This is a genomic window from Syntrophus aciditrophicus SB (assembly GCF_000013405.1).
GTDB lineage: Bacteria > Desulfobacterota > Syntrophia > Syntrophales > Syntrophaceae > Syntrophus > Syntrophus aciditrophicus.
Map to the genome: position 1 here is coordinate 2459109 of NC_007759.1, position 16134 is coordinate 2475242.

At 53.3% G+C, this 16134-nt stretch carries 14 protein-coding genes; 2 read left to right on the forward strand and 12 right to left on the reverse strand.

What is annotated here, in order from left to right; genetic code table 11:
• Positions 1 to 196 precede the first annotated feature (196 nt).
• Positions 197 to 658, reverse strand: a complete 462-nt coding sequence (locus SYN_RS11535) for a CoA-binding protein (protein WP_011418333.1) — start codon at positions 656 to 658, stop codon at positions 197 to 199.
• Positions 659 to 1443: 785 nt separating this feature from the next.
• On the reverse strand, positions 1444 to 1746 hold the full coding sequence (locus SYN_RS11540; RefSeq protein WP_011418334.1) for a hypothetical protein: 303 nt from the start codon (positions 1744 to 1746) through the stop codon (positions 1444 to 1446).
• A 396-nt stretch (positions 1747 to 2142) separates the two neighbouring features.
• On the opposite strand from SYN_RS11540, the gene SYN_RS11545 reads away from it, so the two are divergent.
• Complete coding sequence (locus tag SYN_RS11545) at positions 2143 to 2913, forward strand: ADP-ribosylglycohydrolase family protein (protein WP_011418335.1); 771 nt, start codon at positions 2143 to 2145, stop codon at positions 2911 to 2913.
• An 18-nt stretch (positions 2914 to 2931) separates the two neighbouring features.
• Here SYN_RS11545 and rbr read toward each other — a convergent pair whose 3' ends face one another.
• Both rbr and SYN_RS11555 read right to left on the reverse strand, forming a co-directional pair.
• Positions 2932 to 3507, reverse strand: a complete 576-nt coding sequence (gene rbr, locus SYN_RS11550; protein WP_041585684.1) for a rubrerythrin — start codon at positions 3505 to 3507, stop codon at positions 2932 to 2934.
• A 107-nt stretch (positions 3508 to 3614) separates the two neighbouring features.
• Positions 3615 to 4079 (reverse strand): Fur family transcriptional regulator, encoded by a 465-nt coding sequence (locus tag SYN_RS11555; protein ID WP_202943560.1) that lies wholly within the window; start codon positions 4077 to 4079, stop codon positions 3615 to 3617.
• Between the two features lie 498 nt (positions 4080 to 4577).
• Here SYN_RS11555 and SYN_RS11560 point away from each other — a divergent pair, with 498 nt between their 5' ends.
• Positions 4578 to 5876, forward strand: coding sequence for a hemolysin family protein (locus SYN_RS11560; RefSeq protein WP_011418338.1), 1299 nt, complete (start codon positions 4578 to 4580; stop codon positions 5874 to 5876).
• A gap of 26 nt (positions 5877 to 5902) precedes the next feature.
• On the opposite strand, the gene SYN_RS11565 is transcribed toward SYN_RS11560, so the two are convergent.
• The 8 genes from SYN_RS11565 to SYN_RS11600 all read right to left on the reverse strand — a co-directional run bounded on the left by SYN_RS11565 (position 5903) and on the right by SYN_RS11600 (position 16025).
• The gene (locus SYN_RS11565; protein WP_158302975.1) at positions 5903 to 7546 is read right to left on the reverse strand and encodes an adenosylcobalamin-dependent ribonucleoside-diphosphate reductase; all 1644 of its coding nucleotides are present in this window, start codon (positions 7544 to 7546) and stop codon (positions 5903 to 5905) included.
• A 90-nt stretch (positions 7547 to 7636) separates the two neighbouring features.
• Positions 7637 to 8719: a butyrate kinase gene (buk, locus tag SYN_RS11570; RefSeq protein WP_011418340.1), complete on the reverse strand. Its 1083-nt coding sequence runs from the start codon at positions 8717 to 8719 to the stop codon at positions 7637 to 7639.
• Positions 8712 to 9626 carry a phosphate acyltransferase gene (locus tag SYN_RS11575; protein ID WP_011418341.1) on the reverse strand — a complete coding sequence of 305 codons (915 nt, stop codon included), beginning with the start codon at positions 9624 to 9626 and terminating at the stop codon, positions 8712 to 8714. Before SYN_RS11575 ends, buk begins: the two co-directional genes overlap by 8 nt.
• A 1-nt stretch (position 9627) precedes the next feature.
• Positions 9628 to 10551: a phosphate acyltransferase gene (locus SYN_RS11580; RefSeq protein ID WP_011418342.1), complete on the reverse strand. Its 924-nt coding sequence runs from the start codon at positions 10549 to 10551 to the stop codon at positions 9628 to 9630.
• 181 nt (positions 10552 to 10732) lie between these two features.
• The gene (locus SYN_RS11585; protein ID WP_041585056.1) at positions 10733 to 11695 is read right to left on the reverse strand and encodes a carbamate kinase; all 963 of its coding nucleotides are present in this window, start codon (positions 11693 to 11695) and stop codon (positions 10733 to 10735) included.
• Positions 11685 to 13010, reverse strand: coding sequence for a cyclic 2,3-diphosphoglycerate synthase (locus SYN_RS11590; RefSeq protein WP_011418344.1), 1326 nt, complete (start codon positions 13008 to 13010; stop codon positions 11685 to 11687). The genes SYN_RS11585 and SYN_RS11590 overlap by 11 nt, the downstream gene beginning before the upstream one ends.
• On the reverse strand, positions 13007 to 14287 hold the full coding sequence (locus SYN_RS11595) for an aspartate aminotransferase family protein (RefSeq protein ID WP_148202569.1): 1281 nt from the start codon (positions 14285 to 14287) through the stop codon (positions 13007 to 13009). Before SYN_RS11595 ends, SYN_RS11590 begins: the two co-directional genes overlap by 4 nt.
• Positions 14288 to 14300: 13 nt before the next feature.
• Positions 14301 to 16025 carry a potassium channel family protein gene (locus SYN_RS11600; protein ID WP_202943561.1) on the reverse strand — a complete coding sequence of 575 codons (1725 nt, stop codon included), beginning with the start codon at positions 16023 to 16025 and terminating at the stop codon, positions 14301 to 14303.
• Positions 16026 to 16134 lie beyond the last annotated feature (109 nt).

A 16134-nucleotide genomic window follows, 5' to 3' on the forward strand; every position in this document is an offset into this window, starting at 1 on the left:
CCTTTTAATCAGCTTCACCTTTGAATCCCTTCCCCTCTTCTGCGCATACCTCCCAATTATCGGATGTTCTCTTGTCTCAAAAAACAGCGCCCAATTACAGGATCAGACTGAACCTCTCATTCAATATATAGAATGGCAAGGATCTCAGAACGCAACCTGAATCCGGGTCATGCCATTCAGTTCCGGGATGGGAAACCTATCCGACCAAGTTCTTGTGCTCCACCATTAAGCATCTCGACTGAACAACACAGATCCCTGCTGAACGGGCCTTTTTTGCCGCTTCGTTGTGTACCAGCCCCAATTGCATCCATATGGCCCCCGCCTTGATCCCAATCGCTTCTTCAACGACTTCCGGGATGGCATCCACATCACGAAAGATGTCCACGATATCAACCGGTTCGGTAATCGAAGCAAGGTTGGGGTAGCATTTCTCTCCCATAATCTCCTTCCTGGTCGGATTGACCGGAATAATCCGGTATCCTTTCCCTTTGAGATAGGCGGCCACACGATAACTGGCCCGGTCGGGACGATCTGAAAGCCCAACAACAGCGATGGTTCGGCAACTTTTGAGTATGGCCGCCATCTCTTCACCGGGGGGATTGCCACCGGGAGCGTCACTGCCAGAGTTTAAATCTTCTTTTTCGTTTTCTCTTTTCATCTTTGTATCTTCCCTCTCAATTTTCTAAACCAGCAACAATTCATATCTTTTTCTCTCTGTGAATCGGCATTTCAGTTTGATCCCTTCTCAATTTCCATGGCTGATTCACCTTTGTTTTCAATTTGTTGATTTACCGCAACCTTTGGTCGACGCCCTGGTCGGTACAAACGCAGGCAACACGTCAAATCTCCGAATCGAATTACAAAGCAACTCGAAGATTATTCAAAAACGGGACTAAAAAATCAGTTTAACTAAAACTTTAAAGACTTGGTCCAAACGGAAGATAAGGCGGCGGAAAAGACCTGACTCTAATGCAGAAAAAAGAATTGGTATGATTAATTGGAAAATTACCCCGGCAATAAAATGGATCGTTATTGTCGGTTTTGCTCAGGATGGAATCCACTTATGCCACTTATAATAAATAAACTTGATTACTAATTGAACCAGAAGAGTACGGGAATAAGGAGAAGAACGTTTCATCGCCGGAGTAATGATGCTGAATTACACTTAACGCTGAACATTTGTCAATAGGGGCAATGTGAAATATGTCACTCAACGGGACGAAAATAAGAGCTTCTGATAAAGAAGACCCTTTATTGAAATTGAAATCCCGTACCCCCCCCCTAAACAAATCTGCAAAAGCAGCGCGTGAAAACATAGTGTTTTTCCGTCAGCATTGAGAAGCGACCTCCTGAAATCTCCCGCTCATTTTTTTAATTTCGCTGCTGCCGGTTTTTCGATCAATAATTCAAGCAGATGTTTTGCCGTGGGAAATAATGAGTTGATCAGACGGGATCGATAAAATCATCCCCCCATACCGACATGAGATTTCTGGTCTTCATCAATCTGGTATCCAGAGTTTCCGGAAAGACAGGAAATTCATTCATGGTATCAGCCGCCAGGAAGGAGGTGAGTTTAACGGCAACGAGAAAACCGCACTGTGGACAACGGAAATGGAGTTTTTCGGAATAGGGATCAAGTCTCTGCTCTCTGGGTACGTCCGGCTGGAATTCAGCTGATTCCGGCCCCATCGATTTGCTCAGCCCTTCATATCCACAGCATGTGCATCGAATTCCTTTAGAAATCATATAACCGCTCCTTATCCCAAAATGAATGTTCCGTGCGTTATCTTCATTATTTTATGTCGGAGGCTAACATGCCGCCTGCACCGCTTATATGGAGCCATGATGCCACAACTGAAAAGTAATGCAATACGGATTGATTACGGACGCTATAACAGGATTAAACTGTGACAGAAGGATGAATTGCAGCCCGCCGATCATTATTTGAAGCCATCATGTTCAAATTTTGCTGGACAGCAAGGCTTTTGACTGACTATGAAAGTTCCTGTTCACAGCTACCAGGAAACAGAAATCTTGAAGCATCGGCGGGAAGAATGAGCCTTGTGATCTGCTTGTTCTTAATTGATAGTACACAAAAGAGCAGTCAAACCGTCTTTCACAGAAGCATAAGGATGGTCTCATATGTTTGGTGCAATTGCCGGGGATGTCATCGGCTCCGTTTATGAGCTTACCCGCATAAAAACAATGAATTTCCAGTTATTCCAGAAGCACTCCCGCTATACCGACGATACGGTCATGACGCTGGCGATTGCTCATGCCATCCTTCACGAGAAGAACTATGCCGGATCGATGAAATCATTCGGGCGCAGATATCCGAACGCGGGTTACGGCCCGGCCTTCTTCGAATGGATATTTGCCCCTGAAAGCAGACCGTACCACAGCTGGGGAAACGGCTCGGCCATGCGCGTCAGTCCGATCGGCTATGCCTTTTCCACGAGGGAGACCGTGTTGTCGGAAGCTCGGAAGAGCGCCGAAGTTTCCCATAATCATCCGGAAGGCATCAAAGGCGCGCAGGCAGTCGCCCTTGCTGTCTTTCTCGCTCGAACAGGGGCAGGGAAAAAAGACATCCGCAAAGAAATTCATGACCGATTCGAATACAACCTCAACCGGACGATTGATGACATTCGACCCGATTACCGGTTTGATGTTTCCTGTCAGGGATCCGTTCCCGAAGGCATTCTTGCCTTTCTCGATTCCGAAGATTATGAGGACGCGATTAGAAAAGCGGTCTCCCTGGGCGGCGACAGCGATACTCTTGCCTGCATCGCCGGCGGGATCGCCCAGGCCTTTTATAAGGAGATTCCCGCGGAAATTGTTAAGGAAGTGAGGAAAAGGCTGCCTCAGGAGTTTTTAGAGATTATCGACACATTCAACAAAAAATATACTGAATGAATCAGGGTTCTTAATAGTTTAATAGTTTTCAGCCAGCACTTCGAAATACGCCTGTTCATGATCACAGGAAGGACATTTTTCGGGCGCTTCCTCATTTTCGAGAACGTAACCGCAATTCCGGCATCGCCATTTCACCGGGGTGTCTTTCTTGAAAACCTTACCCTCCTGCAAATTAGCCAGCAGCTTCCGGTATCGGTTTTCGTGACTGGTCTCCGCCCTCGCGATCTGTCTCCATAAATCCGCGATCTCGTAAAACCCCTCTTCATCGGCTATATCCGCAAATTCAGGATAAAGATTCGACCATTCCTCGTATTCACCTGCCGCGGCCTCGGCAAGATTTTCAGCGGTGTTTCCGATCACCCCGGCAGGATAGGATGCCGTGATTTCCACCATCCCACCTTCCAGATATTTAAAGAACCGCTTTGCGTGTTCTTTTTCGTTGTCGGCCGTATCGGTGAAAATCCAGGAGATCTGTTCGAGCCCCTCCTTCTTGGCCTGGGAAGCAAAGTAGGTATAACGGTTTCTTGCCTGCGATTCCCCGGCAAAGGATTTAAGCAGATTCTGTTCTGTCTTCGTTCCTTTCAATAATGCCATAAATTGTACCTCCTCCTGAAATTGAATTGATATTTTTGCGCCGGACACCATGCCGCCGGCATTGTGATCCCGGCGCTTCTTTCCCGAATGGGGAACTTTATCCTGCATCAGGGATTCTTTTCACATGCCGCGGGCGGTTCCTTCCTTTTGAGTTGAGTCTTTTGTTGCCGAACATCCCCGCCCTTTCTGCATTCGGGACAGACACCATAGAAATCAACATGATTTTCAGTAATCTCGAATCCATGCCGGTCGGCTCCCGGGAGTTTCAGATCAAACTCCAGATAAATATCCACGATCTTTCGACACACTGTGCAAATGAGATGGTGATGACGGACGGTATCCGGGTCATACCGCTTCCTTCCCGAATCGATGGCCAGTTCGATGACATTGTCCTTTTTCTTCAGGGCCTTCAGAGTATTGTATACGGTGGCGAAGGACATGGTGGGAAACTTCTCCAATACGGCAGCGTAAATATCCGCTGCCGAAGGATGATCCCTGTTATCCTTCAGGTATTCCAGAATGGCCAGACGCTGCGGCGTCAGCTTAAAACCGAATTCTTTATATTTCTTCATGCGTATCAAATTATAACAATTATTATTTAATAACTTTTCTAAAAAATACATGACAAATGTACAATCGTCAATATTTTTCCCCGTTCCTGAACCCCATTTATTCTGTTAAAAAAGATAGTTAATAATAATCATACACTTACGAGACATTGATTTGCTTTATCATTTCATAATCGTCTCAGTGAAATGGAATGAAGTCTTGAAAGTGTTTGAATTCAGTTGACAGACTGACTTGACTATCGATTACTGAAAATTAACTTATTCCAGAGGATCAACGGCAGGATTTCTTGAATGCCGGATTACCCCGTGTTATCGAAGTTCTCTACCCCGGGTAAATCATGGCCACAACAATGATTTAAATAAATTATTTGCACATCGGTTATCTCGAAGGTATAAATAATGTATTTGAAACGACCCTGAACGATTAAAAAACATCATGAGCTTTGGACAACATTTTCAAATTCGGAAAGGAAGCAAAACATTACCTTCTGGTAACCCTTCATGAACACAATCTTGTTTGAAATTTCGATCATCGTTTTCCTGATCATTCTTAATGGTTTACTTGCTTTATCGGAACTTGCTCTTGTTTCCGCCAGCAGGGTCCGGTTGGAAAGACTGGCAAAGGAAGGTGACTCCAAGGCACTCACCGCGCTGGAACTCGCTGATACGCCGGACAGTTTTTTATCCACGATACAAATCGGCATTACGTTTGTCGGCATTCTGGCCGGCGCATTCGGCGGCGCAACCCTTGCGGGGCCGCTCACCGAATATTTTGCTGTCTTCCCCATGCTTGCCCCGTACGCTCCAACAATCAGCATCGCAGTCGTCGTCGTCTGCATCACCTATTTATCAATCGTTATCGGCGAACTGGTTCCGAAGCGGCTTGCACTCAGCAACCCGGAAAAGCTTGCCCGCCTGGTTGCCGTTCCGATCAAACGCCTTTCCCGGCTGGCACATCCCCTGGTTCTCTTGCTGAGCGCTTCAACCAATCTGACGCTGCGTATCTTTCACGTCCAGCCTTCCACCGAACCGGTTGTCACGGAAGAGGAGATAAGGTTGTTGATTGACAAGGGTACGCAGGCGGGAACCTTTCAGGAGTTCGAGCAGGATACGATCGAGCGTGTGTTTCGTCTGGCCGACCGCAGAGTGGCTTACCTGATGACCCCAAAATCTGAGATTGTCTGGCTTGACCTGGATGAAAGCCAGGAGGTGGCACAACGGAAGATCGCGGAGCATAAATATTCTTTCTACCCTCTCGTCCACGATACGCTTGACAATGTTGTGGGAGTGATTCGTGCGAAGGAACTTCTTGCCCTGATCATGGAGGGGAAGCCTTTTAATCTGAAAAGCGTCTGCCGTAAACCCCTTTACGTTTCCGAAACGACACCTGCAGTCAAGGTACTTGAATTATTCAAAAAATCAGGAATGCACATCGCTTTTGTCGTGGATGAGTACGGTGCGATTCTTGGACTCGTCACATTCGACGATATTCTGCATTCCGTCTTCGAAGACATCGAAGAGGGAGGCAATGGTGAAAAGGAAATCGTGGAAAGGGAAGACGGTTCGTGGCTCATATCGGGAAGTCTGCCCCTGGATGAGTTCATGGATTACATGGAAATCGGCGAACCGGATGAAGACGAGTTGACCGGAATGAATACCGTGGGCGGTTTTGTCATGACGATGCTCGGCACCGTTCCTGCTGAGGGACAGCATTTCATCTGGCGCGGACTGAGATGCGAAGTCGTCGACATGGACGGCAGGCGGGTCGACAAGATTATCGTTTCCCGATTAGAAGGCTGACATAAGCAAAAGGCGTTAATCCCCCCTCAGCAGATCTGATGCGTTCCGCAGGAAAGAATCTGGTAGCCGCGGCTTTTGTTTCGAAAAACGGTTGTGCCTTTGAGTCCCATTCGATAGGCCGCCACATAGATGTCGAGGATGTCGTCGGCCGTGGCCGTCTCCGGGAGATTGACGGTTTTGGAGACGGCATTGTCGACGGAGCTCTGGAAAGTCCTCTGGATATTGAGATGGGCAAACGGCGAGACCTCGTAGGCCTTCCGGAAAAGTCGCCGCCGCAGTTCATCCGCATCCGGCCTGTCCTTCGCCTTCCGCCACAAGGGATCTTCCACTTCCACCTCGATCCCGCCAGGCAGAATCCTCTTGTACCGGATGTCGTAAATCGGCTCTACGCCGCTGGATGTTCCGGCCAGAATGCTCAAGGTGCCGGTGGGGGCAATGGTCGTCGTGGTTGCATTTCGCTGGAGCAGGTTCTTTCTGTCCCACACACTGCCCTTGAAGTTGGGGAAAGGGCCGCGCTTTTCCGCCAGCCGGTTCGAAGCGATCTTCGATTCCCTCTCGATAAGCCGGATGATCTCCCCGCCGGTCCGCTCCGCGTCGGGAGAATCGTAAGGAATCCCGAGCCGGATGAGCAGGTGCGCAAATCCCATGACTCCGAGGCCGATCTTACGGTTCCCACTGGTCATCGCTCGAATCTCTTCTGAAGGGTACGTACTGACCTCAACCACATCATCCAGAAAACGGACGCCCAGGTGAGTCAGCTTTTGAAGTCGTTGCCAGTCGATGCCCCCATTCCGAACAATTCGAGAAAGGTTGATAGAGCCGAGGCAGCAGGATTCGTAGGGAAGCAGAGGCTGTTCGCCGCAGGGATTCGTCGCCTCGATCTCCCCCACATGGGGTGTCGGGTTTGCCCGGTTGATGGCATCGAGAAAGATCACTCCCGGTTCCCCTGAAGCCCAGGCCGCTTCCGCGATAAACCTCAGCAGTTCCCTTGCGTTGACCTTCCCTGCCGCTTTTTTCGTTCTTGGATTGATGAGTGCAACATCGCGGTTTTCCTCATAGGAACGCATGAACTCGTCGGTAATCGCAACGGATAGATTGAAGTTGGTCAACTCTGCGGGATCCCTCTTGATCGCAACGAATTCCATGATATCCGGATGGTCGATCCGGAGTATGCCCATATTGGCGCCGCGGCGGGTGCCGCCCTGCTTGATCGCCTCGGTCGCGCAGTTGAAAACGCGGATAAAGGAAACCGGACCGCTGGCGACGCCCATCGTCGACTTGACGACATCATTTTTCGGACGGAGGCGGGAGAAGGAAAATCCCGTTCCTCCCCCGGTCTGATGAATCTTCGCGGTGAGCTTCACTGAATCGAAAATGGAATCGAGGGAATCCTCGACCGGGAGAACAAAACAGGCGGCGAGCTGCCCCAGGGGACGACCCGCATTCATGAGAGTTGGTGAGTTGGGAAGAAACTCCAGGCTGGTCATCATTTCATAGAAGGCTTCTTCCATCTCCGCCGACCGTCCCTCCGGGTCGTTATTCTCCCCCTGGGAAACGGAACAGGCGACACGGCGGAAGAGCTCCTCCGGCGTCTCCAGAAGAGTTCCCGCCTCATCCCTGATGAGGTACCTCTCCCTCAAAACCAGCAGAGCGTTATCGTCGAGTTGCACACTCCCCTCCATTACATTTAATTGTAAGGCTGATCATCCGATGTCCCTGCACCCGTCCCTGCCCCTGGGTTCCGGCGGTGACTCTTACGGTCAGCCTGTGTGCCGGTATGGCTTCACGTCTTCTTCCTTCAGCAGCACCCTCAGGCCGCCTTCGGCAAGGGCTGCCATTTCGTCCTCGCCGGGATAGACGAAGACGGGGGCGATGAATTGAACCCGCCCCCGGATCCAGTCCGTCAGCATCTCCACATTGGCCAGCCCGCCCGTCAGGACGATTCCATCGATTCGCCCTTCCAGAACGGTGGCCATGGCGCCGATCTCCTTGGCGATCTGATAAGCCATGGCTTCAAAAATCAACTTCGCCCTTTCATCTCCCGCCAGGATCTTGCCCAGGACTTCGGTTGCGTCGGTCGTTCCCAGATAGGCGCAGAGCCCCCCTTTTCCCACAAGTGCATCCGAAATCGTTTTCCTGTCCTTATTTCCAGAAAAAACCAGGTCGATCAGATCCATCGTCGGCAGGGCGCCGGCTCGCTCCGGCGTCAGGGGACCCTCTCCCAGGCCATGGGTGCAATCGATCACTTTGCCGTTGCGATGGGCGCCGATGGTGATGCCGCCGCCCAGGTGGGCAACAATGAGGTTCAGCGCTTCATATCTTTTATCGAGGTCCGAAGCGAGGCGCCGTGCGGCGGCCTTCTGGTTCAGGGCGTGAAAAACGCTCTTGCGCTCTATTTCCGGAAGGCCCGAAATTCTGGCCAGAGGATGAAATTCATCGGTACTCGGCGGATCGACGACAATGGCCGGTTTTCCGTATCGTTTCGAGAGGTTCAGAGCCATCGCCGGCCCAAGAGCCGAAGGATGTTTCCCGTATCTTCCTTCCAGCAGGTCCTCGCACATGACCTCGTCAATCCGGTAAACGCCTGCCGGCGCCGGATTGCCCAGACCGCCGCGGCTTATGAACAGATCGACCGCTTCCGGATCGAGTGAATTCTTTTTCAGAAAATCGAGGAGCCCCTTTTCCCGAAGAGGCAACTGCTCGCGCAGAGAGGCATAGGGGGCCAGATCTTCGCTTTGATACCGGATCGTTTCCAGGGCCGCCGGTTCTCTTCCCTGAAACCAGGCCGCTTTTGTCGATGTCGACCCGACGTTGATCACAAGCAGGGAACAGGCCTTATTCATGGTTTCCTCCTTTGCGGGTCATCAGAACAGCAAGGGCGAGCTCCGCCGCCCTTTCCTCATCGGAAATGAAAGGAATATCCGGAATGACCGGCACTTTCGCGCCCAGCATCATGCCCGCCGTTTTCATCCCGCCAAAAAAACAGAGGGCCTGGACGAGGGGAAGACCGGTTTCTATCTCTGGAACGAGATAAATGTCCGCGTTACCGGTCACGACGCTGCGCACGTTTTTTCTCGCCGCCGCGACCCGGCTCAGGGCGCAATCCATATCCAGGGGGCCGTCAACCACAGCCTTCCCAAACTGTCCCCTTTCTGCCATTTTAGCCAGGGCGGCGGCATCGAGCGTCGAGGGGATGCTGGGGTTCACCTGCTCGATAGCGGAGATAACCGCGACCTTCGGTTCTTCCATTCCCAGAATGCCGGCAAGACCCAGGGCGTTTTCCAGGATGATCTGCTTTTCGGCGATTCCCGGAAAATTGTTGATGAAGGTATCGGTCACAAGAACCAGTTTCTCCCGGCGCTGAAACTGAACGATGGATGCATAACTGGCAACCTTGCTTTTCAATAATCCGTTTTTCGCGTCGAGGACTTCCTCCATGAAGGGCTTCTGACCAATGCCGCCCTGCATGAGGATGTCCGCTCGGCCTTCCCGGACAAGCGTTATCGCCGTGCTCAGCGCCTCGCCGGGATCTTCCACATTCACGATCTCGTGTTCCAGGGAGGAGAGTGGACTTTTTTTTACCAGGCTTTCCATTGCCCCGCCATCACCAATCAGCACGGGAAGGATAAACCCTTCTTCGGTCACCCGGCAGAGAAGATCCAGGTCCTGCTTTATCGGCAACGGAACGGCCAGGCGGGCGCGGACGCCGCCCCTTGCGGATGCAATCATTTTCTGAAATGTCCCGATCATCTCATCTCACCCCCTCTTGAATTCGGTCGGCCACAACGACGCCCATTTCAATCTGATCTTCGATCGCGCTGCTCAGGTCCGATCGGGCCGGAATGCAGACGGCCCCCCGCGAGGTCACGGATATGGAACAGCGCTTTATATCCATGGCAAGATCGAGCTTGGCCAGGATATTTGCCGTATCGAGGCAGGGAGCAAGAAATATGTGAGGCGTTTTCGAGAGATCGATCCCGTCGAAGGATTCCTTCAGACGGCCTCCCGCGCCCAGAAAGATTTCGGCGATGGAGGTCGCCTCCAGGATCTCGCAATCCCCAAGGCATCCCGATCCGGCCATCCTTCGCAGCAATTCATAGTCGGCATAGGAGGGCAAATCCTCTCCGAAAGTCCTTCGTCCGGAAAGGACAGCGATTCCGGGCGTTTCATACCCCAGCAGATGGCAGAGAAAAACGGCGTTCCGCAAAATCTCCACCTTGGTCTTGAAATCCGGCCGGATATTGACTCCGGAATCCGTGAAGCCGACAAGATGATCGACCCCCGGAACCTCCCAGATGGAAACGACGGTGACTGTCATGCCCGACGCGGCTTTCGCCTCCGCCCGAATGATCGAACGGTAGACATAGGAAGTGGTAATCTGGCCTTTACTGACAACGGAAACGTCCCCGGAAAAGAGCATGCCGATCCCCAGATCGGAAACGGTCTGCCGGTCGTGTTCGACAATCTGCTCAAACCTGGAAATATCGAAGCCAACCGTTTCCGCCACCCGCGCCATCTTGTCCCTGTCCCCGATCAGGACAGGTTCGATGCATCCTTTTTCCCAGCTCCTTTTTACGGCAAGCATGAACTCTTCATCTTCAGGAGCGAGAACGGCAAGCTTTTTCGGCCCTTTTTCCAGTGCAAGTCGTGAAATGTCACTCAATGATCTGATCATCCGGCACCTCCAAAAGTTTTCCGCATCGATTGAACAGTTCCTGGTTACAGAGAAGTCCGGTCGGACCTATGCTTCCCCACACAAAAAGACATCGCAAAAACAAATTTTTAAGGCAAAAACCTTCCCATTCAACCGTTATCCCGAAATCTTCACTCAGTTGAACATGACCTGCCGGCCGGCGTCATGCCGTGAGATGTCCCTGACCGGGGATAATCGTCGTTCCCGCCCTCCCCTCCAGCGCAGCTCCCATCCGCTCGGGAAGGGTGATGACGACCCGCCTTCCCCCGGCCTCGAGAAAGCGGATCGCCGCCTCGATCTTGGGTCCCATACTTCCCGGCGGAAAGTGACCCTCCTCATGGAATCTCCTGATATCCCGAAGCGTTACATGACCAATACCCTTCTGTTCTGCTTTGCCGAATTTGAGATAAACCCGCTCCACATCCGTCAGAATGACGATGTTCTCCGCGCCGATTTCCGTAGCCAGTACGCTCGTCGTCAAGTCTTTGTCTATGACGGCGTCGATGCCCCGGAGCATTCCCTCGGATGTCTCCACCACCGGCACACCTCCACCGCCGGCGGCGATCACCACGACGCCTTCAAGTGCGAGCCGTTGAATGACGTCCTTCTCGATCACCCGTTTCGGCCTCGGTGAAGGCACCACCCGCCGATAGCCGCCGGCCTGCCCGACCAGCGTCCATCCCCTTTCCTTCCGCAGAACCTCCGCCTCCTCTTCCCGGTAGTAGGGACCGATGGGTTTGGTCGGGTGTGTAAAGGCCGGATCGTCAGCATCGACGACGACCTGAGTGATGATCGTCACCACCTCCTTGACTTCGCGGATCATCATGAGTCGATTGTACAGGGTCTGCTGTATCATGAACCCGATTCCGCCCTCGGAATCGGCATCGGAGTAATAAAGCGGCATGGGAGGAATGGTGTTTCCCGCACACTCTCCCCGGATGACTATGTTTCCCACAATCGGCCCGTTGCCGTGGGTAATGACCACCTTGCGCCCCGAGGCAAGCATTCCGGCCACCTCGGCCATGCAGGCATCGGCGTTGCGAAACTGTTCCTCGACGGTGCCCCGCTCACCGCGTCTCAGGATGGCATTGCCACCCAGGGAGATGATGCTGATGTTATTTCCCATGCCCGACAAATTCCTCGATTGCGTGCTTCAGCCGTTTTTCCTCCGTTTCCTCGATTTCATAAGTCACCCGGACCGCGGGTTTCCGCAGGGCCAGCCGCCATTGAAGGTCCGCCGGCGTGGCGATCACGACGACATCACAGGGTGTCGCCTCGATGGTTTCCTTCAGTTCCTCCATCTGCCTCTCCGAGTAACCCATGGCGGGAAGAACCGTTTCGAGATGAGGATACTCCTGAAAGGTTACCCGGAGGGAGCCTTTCGCGTAAGGCCGGGGATCGGCAAACTCCGCGGCGCCTGCATTTCTCGCTGCAATGACACCCGCTCCATAGGACATCCCCCCGTGGGTCAGCGTGGGACCATCCTCGACGACCAGCACACGTCTGCCCCGCAGGCTTTCGGCATTGTCCAGGAAAACCGGGGAAGCTGTAAAAACAATCTTCGCCGTCGGATTCAGTTGCCGGATATTTTCTTCCACCGCCTCTACGGCTTCCGCCGTTGCGGTATCCACCTTGTTGATGACGGCAATATCGGCCCGGATCAGGTTGGCTTCCCCTGGATAAAAGGAAAGTTCGTGACCGGCCCGATGGGGATCAAAAACCACGATTTCGAGGTTCGGCCGCAGGAACGGCAGGTCGTTGTTTCCCCCGTCCCATAAGAGGATATCGGCCTCTTCTTCGGCCTTCCGGACGATCTCTCCGTAATCGACACCCGCATAGACGACGATCCCGGCGTTGACCAGCGGTTCGAACTCCTCGAGTTCCTCGATCGTACAATGGCAGGCCCGCGCGTCCGCCATGGAGCCGAACCGTTGCAGCCTCCCTTCCCGCAGATCCAGATAGGGCATGGGATGCCGCAGGACAACCGGCCTTTTGCCCAGTTCCTTGAGAAGGCGGGCGATATAGCGCGTCACCCCGCTTTTGCCCGCCCCCGTCCGGACGGAGCAGACCGAGATCACCGGCCGGGACGAATCCAGCATGGTCCTTTCCGGCCCGAGGAGGACAAAATCCGCACCCAAAGCAAGGCACAGGGAAGCCTTGTGCATGACATGCTCGTGGGAAACGTCGCTGTAAGCAAAGACAACCTGGTCGACGTGAAATTCCTGGATGAGATTCGCCAGTTCCTCTTCCGGCCTTATAGGGATGCCCTCGGGATAAAGAGGGCCGGCCAGTTCCGGAGGATAAAGCCTTCCGCCGATATTGGGAATCTGGGTTGCAGTGAAGGCAACGACCTCAAAATCAGCATTGTCCCGGCAGGTCATGTTGAAATTGTGAAAGTCCCTTCCGGCAGCGCCCATGATGATCAATCGTTGTTTCTTCATGCTGATTTCACGATCGCCTCCTCAAGAATGTCCAGCCCGTGGTCCATTTCCTCCCTCGTGATGACAAGCGGCGGAATCAGCCGGAGAATGTTCTTGTCCCCTCCACACTCAACAAGGAGAAGGCCGCGATCAAGGCAGGTCTTCATGATTTTCTCCACAGTCGCCCGGTCCGGCTCCTTCCCTTCCCGGACAAACTCCACCCCGATCATCAGTCCCCGTCCCCGCACGTCGCCGATTACGGGATGCCGATCCTTCATGGACTCCAGCCGTTCCAGGGCTTTACTGCCCACGACGGCTGCATTCTCCAGGAGTCTCTCCTCTTCGATGACCCTGAGGGTCGCCGCTGCCGCACAGAGAGAGACCGGATTGCCGCCGAATGTCGTGCCATGCGTTCCCGGCGCCCAGCCATCCATGATCCTGCCCGATGACACGACGGCGCTCAGGGGCATGCCGTTCGCGATCCCCTTGGCCAGGGTCATGATATCGGGAACAATCCCGAAGTGTTCCGACGCGAACCATCTCCCCGTCCGGCCCATTCCCGACTGAACCTCGTCAAAAATGAGGAGGATTCCCTCCCGGTCGCAGAGTTTCCTGAGTTTTTTCAGATACCGGGCCGGCGGCACTACGTATCCCCCTTCTCCGAGCATCGGTTCGATGACGGCGCAGGCGATCTCTTCCGGAGCAATCAGCCGATTCAGCAGGGTTTCCACATGACCGAAACATTCCAGGCTGCACGTTTCCGGTTCCCGGCCAATGTCACAGCGGTAGCAGTACGGGTAAGGAGCGTGATATACGGAAGGAAGTAAAGGGGCGTACCGGTTCCGGTATTTCGCGTTCGATGCCGTCAGGGACAGCGCTCCGTACGTCCTTCCATGGAAGGCCCCGGAAAAGGCCAGAATGCCCTGCCGACCCGTGAAATACCGAGCGAGTTTGAGAGCCCCCTCGATGGCCTCCGCTCCGGAATTGCTGAAAAAAAACCGGTCAAGTCCCGGCGGCGTCACCTCCTTGAGTCTCTCCGGATATTCGGCAAGGGGCTCGTAATAGAACATGCACCCGGCATGCACCAGTTCCTCCGCCTGTTTTTTGATGGCCTCCACGATTTTCGGATGACTGTGCCCCACATTGGCAACGGCAAGACCGGAGGTAAAGTCAAGATACCGTTTGCCGTCGACCGACTCAAGATAAACCCCATGGCCCCTTTTGACGACGATGTCGGAGTGGATAACCAGGGAGGGCGCCAGCAGCCTCTGCGTCCGCGTGACCAGATCTTCTCTCATTGTCTCCCCCTCTTTACTCATTCTCGTCCCACTGCAGGAATTTCCGTTCTCCTTCATAATCACCGATCAAGATCAATTCGGCATTTCGGCGAATCGGCATCTTCGGATCGGGATTGATCATCATGACCCCCTCCATCTTCATGGCAACGACGGAACAGGCTGTCCGCTCCCGGATTCCTGACTGGGCAAGGCTCTTACCCACAAGGGTTTCCGGTGCCTTGATACGGAAAATATTCAGCCCTTCGGCCAGCATCAGGGTTTCCTCGTTCTTCAGAAAATTAAAGATGGCATTGGCTCCCAGGGAAGAGTAGGACATCACGAAATCGGCGCCTGCACGATGCAGCGTGGACACGTTGCGGTCCAGGTTCGCCCGGCTGAGAAGCTGCATATCCGGCCTCAGACTCCGCATGTACTTCGTCAGGTAAATGTTCGTGGCATCGTCATGGGTCGTGATCACCGCTGCGGAAGCTTCCTCGATCCAGGCATTCTGAAGGGTCCGGATATCCGCGGCATCCCCTACGACATAATTCATTTCCTCCTGAAGCCTTCGGGGATTCTTCTCGATAATGAGGTAGGGCATGTCCCTCTCCTTGAACTGCTCCGCAATGGTGCATCCCACCCGGCCGCCCCCGACGATGAGAACCGGGTTCGTGGAAAGCTGACAGATGTGATAAAAGGCGTAAATTTCGTCATAGGCGGCCAGATTTTCCTCCGAACCCGCCAGAACCAGAACGCTGTTGCGACTGATCAGGCTTCCCGCATGGGGAATATCAAATTTGCCCCGTTCCCAGATCCCCACCACGGTCACCCCGAACTTTTCTCTCAGCGCGCTTTCCGCCAGGGTTTTCCCGACCAGAGGAGTGCCCAGGGCGGGAAACTCGGCAATGATCAACTCATCAAACCGGCTGATGATATTGGCCCGGCATTCGCCGCCTATCGTCCAAGTCGCCAGGGAACGCCCCAGCATGTCATACAGTTGCAGCACCTTCGAGCTTCCGGCCATCTGCAGGATGTCCTCGGAATAGGGAGAATCAGCGGTCGTGACGATCGGAACGGTCTCGCTCAGTTCGCGAACAGTGAAAGCGATATTCGTGTTGATCTCATCACGGTTGGTCGCAACGATCAGGGCGGCCTGGTCGGCCCACACCTTTCGATAAGTCTCGGGATCGTCGATGTTCCCCACAGCTACGCGAAACCCCGCGTCGTAAAGCTGCAGAGCGCGCTGGAAGTCCTCCTCCAGAAGGACATAGTCCTGCCTGTGATCTTTCAGTTTTTCGATCAGGGCCACCGTCACCGGATCGTGGTGAGTGATGATTACGTGGTCTTTCGTTTCACGCGGCAGTTCACTGGGCGCCCGGTTTCTGGCTTCCGCCTCGATCCATGGTGCATAGAAAAACTTGATGAAGGTAAAGGGAAGCAGGGTGAGAATGAGGAAAACCCCCGACATAAGCACCAGTATGGAAAAAGCGCGCCCCAGATCCGATGAAAAGGTGATGTCTCCAAAACCCAGGGTAGTCATTACCGTGAGCGTCCAGTAAAAACCTGTGATCCAGGAGTGCTCCCGCCCTTCATAGGCCATGAGAAAATGGAAGGCGACACTGAAAAACGTGATCATGATGGCCAGGAAGAAAATGAATCGGATAAGCAACCGGATATTGCTTTTGGCACTCTCACCCTGAAAATAGGTGGTGAATACGGCCGGGCTTAACTTCAACGTTGACTCCCTGATTTTTGACACGCTGAGGCTCCCGGAAATATTCTCTACGAGAGCCGGCAAATTCTTGAAATGTCTGTTATATTGACAGGGCCCCATGCGGAAGCCCTGTTTATGACGATTTTTTAAGTAT

What these genes read in the sequence shown, in the direction of transcription:
- rbr (WP_041585684.1), bottom strand. Translation starts at nt 3,507, where the DNA reads ATGGCATTATTGAAAGGAACGAAGACAGAACAGAATCTGCTTAAATCC.
- SYN_RS11580 (WP_011418342.1), bottom strand. Translation starts at nt 10,551, where the DNA reads ATGATCAGATCATTGAGTGACATTTCACGACTTGCACTGGAAAAAGGG.
- SYN_RS11590 (WP_011418344.1), bottom strand. Translation starts at nt 13,010, where the DNA reads ATGAAGAAACAACGATTGATCATCATGGGCGCTGCCGGAAGGGACTTT.
- buk (WP_011418340.1), bottom strand. Translation starts at nt 8,719, where the DNA reads ATGAATAAGGCCTGTTCCCTGCTTGTGATCAACGTCGGGTCGACATCG.
- SYN_RS11575 (WP_011418341.1), bottom strand. Translation starts at nt 9,626, where the DNA reads ATGATCGGGACATTTCAGAAAATGATTGCATCCGCAAGGGGCGGCGTC.
- SYN_RS11560 (WP_011418338.1), top strand. Translation starts at nt 4,578, where the DNA reads ATGAACACAATCTTGTTTGAAATTTCGATCATCGTTTTCCTGATCATT.
- SYN_RS11555 (WP_202943560.1), bottom strand. Translation starts at nt 4,079, where the DNA reads ATGAAGAAATATAAAGAATTCGGTTTTAAGCTGACGCCGCAGCGTCTG.
- SYN_RS11545 (WP_011418335.1), top strand. Translation starts at nt 2,143, where the DNA reads ATGTTTGGTGCAATTGCCGGGGATGTCATCGGCTCCGTTTATGAGCTT.
- SYN_RS11585 (WP_041585056.1), bottom strand. Translation starts at nt 11,695, where the DNA reads ATGGGAAATAACATCAGCATCATCTCCCTGGGTGGCAATGCCATCCTG.
- SYN_RS11595 (WP_148202569.1), bottom strand. Translation starts at nt 14,287, where the DNA reads ATGAGAGAAGATCTGGTCACGCGGACGCAGAGGCTGCTGGCGCCCTCC.
- SYN_RS11535 (WP_011418333.1), bottom strand. Translation starts at nt 658, where the DNA reads ATGAAAAGAGAAAACGAAAAAGAAGATTTAAACTCTGGCAGTGACGCT.
- SYN_RS11540 (WP_011418334.1), bottom strand. Translation starts at nt 1,746, where the DNA reads ATGATTTCTAAAGGAATTCGATGCACATGCTGTGGATATGAAGGGCTG.